Annotated in this window: 2 protein-coding genes; both read left to right on the forward strand. The window is 39.4% G+C overall.

All coding sequences use genetic code 11. The features are described from left to right. The first annotated feature begins 260 nt into the window (after positions 1–260). Positions 261–1,676, forward strand: coding sequence for a sodium:alanine symporter family protein (locus AN393_RS19415; RefSeq protein WP_055016956.1), 1,416 nt, complete (start codon positions 261–263; stop codon positions 1,674–1,676). 183 nt (positions 1,677–1,859) lie between these two features. Beyond that, a complete protein-coding gene (locus AN393_RS19420) occupies positions 1,860–3,455 on the forward strand; it encodes a BCCT family transporter (protein WP_055018933.1) in 1,596 nt (531 codons plus the stop codon). The last annotated feature ends 527 nt before the right edge of the window (positions 3,456–3,982 follow it).

The following is a 3,982-nucleotide window of genomic DNA, read 5'->3' on the forward strand; positions in this document are numbered from 1 at the left end:
CTGATTAGCTCGTTCATCGCTATGCGTTGCGCTCTGCCGTCTCAGTGGGGTCGCATTATAGGGAGAACGGATTTTTACGCAAGCGTTTTATTTAATAAAATTGCATTTAATTTATACCCATAAGAAGCCCACATTAAAAGCACATGTTACCCACAAAAGCTTGTGGATAAGACTGCTTTTTTGCTTTTAAAACTAAACTCTTTTGATTCGTTATGGTAAGTTGCCAGCACTTTTTCAACTCATGTACTTAGGTAGTATTCATGACAGATATAATAAATAGTATAAGTGCCTTACTTTGGGGCCAAGTTCTCGTCTACTTATTAATAGCAGCAGGTGTCTTTTTTACCATTCGGTTGGGCTTTATTCAATTTTTACAATTCCCCCATATGTTTAAAGTTATGTTTGGCTCACGTAAATGTGGTGGTGATGAGATTTCTTCTTTTCAAGCTTTTTGTACTTCTTTAGCCGCGCGTGTTGGAACAGGTAATATGGCCGGTGTTGCCGTGGCACTTTATTTAGGTGGCCCTGGCGCTATATTTTGGATGTGGCTGATTGCTTTAATAGGTATGGCAACTAGTTTTGCTGAGAGTACACTAGCACAAGCTTATAAAACTAAAGACGCTGATGGCAACTTTAGAGGCGGCCCTGCTTATTATATGGAGCGCGGTTTAGGCAAACGCTGGATGGGTGTCCTGTTTTCACTGTGCTTAATTTTAGCCTTTGGCCTGGTATTTAATGCTGTACAGTCAAACTCTATTGCTGCCGCATTTGAAGTAGCGTTTGATGTACCTAAGTATATAGTAGGCATAGCACTTGTGATTGGCTCTGGCATCATTATTTTTGGTGGATTAAAAACAATATCACGTTTTGCCGAAATGGTTGTTCCATTTATGGCGCTTGCCTATTTGCTAGTTGCTATATATGTATGTGCAGTAAACTTCACTGCTTTGCCTGATGTTATTGTACTTATAGTAAAAAGTGCATTTGGTTTAGAGCAAGCAGGCGCCGGTGCCATTGGCTATGGTGTAACACAAGCTATGATCCAAGGTATTAAGCGCGGTTTGTTTTCAAACGAAGCAGGTATGGGTAGCGCAGCTAATGCTGCAGCAACGGCAACCCCTTACCCTCCGCACCCAGCCTCGCAAGGGTATGTGCAAATGCTAGGTGTATTTATAGATACTATTGTGATCTGTACAGCCACAGCCTCATTAATCTTACTGTCTAATCAACTTGTGCCTGAATCGGGTGTATTAGGAATAGAGTTAACACAAGCTGCACTGCAAGAGCACGTAGGTGATTGGGGCACTTACTTTATTGCCATTGCCATTTTGTTTTTTGCATTTACCTCTATTGTAGCGAATTACTCATATGCCGAAACAAACCTAATGTTTTTAGAACATAACTCTAATAAAGGAATGTTTATATTTAGGTTATTGGTATTAGGTATGGTTATGTTTGGCGCCATTGGTGAACTAGGGATTATTTGGACACTTGCTGATATCTCTATGGGCCTAATGGCTATTGTAAACGTAGTTGCACTGTTTATGCTCTCTGGTGTTGTTGTATGGTTATCAAAAGATTACAACGCACAAAATAAGCAAGGTGTACTACCTACGTTTAACAAAGCCAAGCACCCTAAGCTTGCCAAAGAGGTTGATCCTAACGCGTGGAAGTAACACTAAATTGAAAAATTATTAAGCGAGCATATGCTCGCTTTTTTTTGCCTTACAAACTATATAAAATTTTATTAATGTATTTCAAAGATATATACCATAATTAAATATCAGTAATAGGCGCTTTTTAATTTACTTACGTACAATAAAATTTAAGTTTGTTATCTATAATATAAAGGAGTCATGATGGATGACCAATTGAACAAATACAGTATTGACACTACCGATTATCAAGTAGGTCAAGATAACGTACAAAAATGGGGGTTTGATGTTCATAATCCCGTGTTTGGAATAAGCGCATTTTTAGTCATACTATTTGTTGCCCTTACCTTATTGCTTGACCCTGAAGTCGTCAGGGAAGCACTTACCTCAACTAAAGATGCCATTATCAATAAATTTGATAGTTACTTCATGTTGATTGCTAATGGTTTCGTATTATTTTGCTTTGCACTTGCGCTCTCCCCTCTTGGCAAAATTCGCTTAGGAGGTGTTAATGCAAAACCTGAACATGGTTATCTTTCATGGTTGGCAATGCTATTTGCAGCAGGAATGGGGATAGGTTTACTGTTTTGGGGTGTTGCAGAGCCCGCAGCTTATTTTACTGATTGGTACTTAATGCCAATGAATGCACAGCCAAACACCCCAGAAGCTCACTCTTTAGCCATGGGTGCCACCATGTATCACTGGGGTTTACATGGCTGGGCAATTTACGCCATTGTTGCACTTAGTTTAGCATTTTTTGCCTACAATAAAGGCCTTCCATTATCTATACGATCCGTGTTTTACCCTTTATTTGGCGATCGTGCTTGGGGTTGGCTGGGTCATGTTATCGACATTCTCGCTGTACTCTCTACGCTTTTTGGTTTAGCAACGTCTCTTGGTTTAGGGGCGCAGCAAGCAACAAGTGGTATTAATTATTTAATGGGCACAGACTACGGTACCGCTTTTCAAATTACGGTTATAGCGCTCGTTACCTGTATTGCTATTGTGTCTGTTATTAAAGGTATTGAGGGGGGGGTGAAAGTACTTAGTAACATAAACCTTATATGTGCATTTATTTTACTTGTAGCCATCATATCCCTTACTTTTAGTGATTCAATTACGGCTATATGGTTTACCTTTGGTGCATATGTAGAACACATGCTCCCGCTTAGTAATCCGTTTGGCCGGGAAGATGAAGACTGGATGCATGCCTGGACAGTATTTTACTGGGCATGGTGGATATCGTGGTCGCCATTTGTCGGAATGTTTATTGCCCGAGTATCTAAGGGCCGTACCGTGCGAGAGTTTTTATTGGTCGTCATTGGCTTGCCAACACTATTAAGTTTAGTTTGGATGGGCGTATTTGGTAATTTAGCCATTTCACAAATTATTGATAAAATAGGCCCGCTTGGACAAAACGGGTTAACTGATATCTCAGTAACGCTATTTCAGGTTTATGAGCAACTTCCGCTAAGTAGCTTTATTAGTGTTATTTCAATTGTGCTTGTTTTAGTGTTTTTTATAACCTCTTCTGACTCTGGCTCACTTGTGATAGATGGTATAACTGCTGGCGGGAAAATTGATGCGCCGGTACCACAACGTATATTTTGGGCATCGATTGAAGGGGCTATAGCCGCCGTATTACTGTGGGTAGGAGGCTCTCAAGCCTTACAAGCTTTGCAATCGGGAGTCGTAACTACAGCGTTACCTTTCTCAATTGTGCTCATTTTAATGTGCGTAGCGCTTATTCAAGGCTTAATGAGCGAATACCCTATCTATAAGGCACAAACAAAGTTATAGCATTATATACTTTAGCAAAGCGGCTTCGTGTCGCTTTGCGCTCTCACTTTATTTCTGCCCTTACCTACACTTCAGCTAATACATTTACGAACGTATTTAATCATCAAGCTATTTAGCTTTGGCAATACACTTTAAAATGCACTATTAGTCGTGCATTTATGCAAAATCCCTTTAATAAACAGTGTTAAAAGTAGTTTTTCGACCGCTGCAAAGGGATATAGGAAAAGTAATGTAGGTTTAATCAACTAACGCTAAGGTACAACAATACGTACGCTCTGCTTTAAGCACGATTGTCTTGTTTCAAATCATTCATTTAATTAAGCCAATTGCTATTAACTTTTAAAGATAAGCAAAAACATAAATAAAATGATTGTTTGATTATAAAACTGAGGATTTATTTTAAATAGTGGGTTATTTAATTTACTAAAAGGACTTTAGTAAAAGTGGTGCCCGAGGCCGGACTTGAACCGGCACGACTTGTTAGTCGAGGGATTTTAAATCCCTTGTGTCTACCAATTCCACCACTC

It is taken from the genome of Pseudoalteromonas sp. P1-25, assembly GCF_001401805.1.
GTDB lineage: Bacteria > Pseudomonadota > Gammaproteobacteria > Enterobacterales > Alteromonadaceae > Pseudoalteromonas.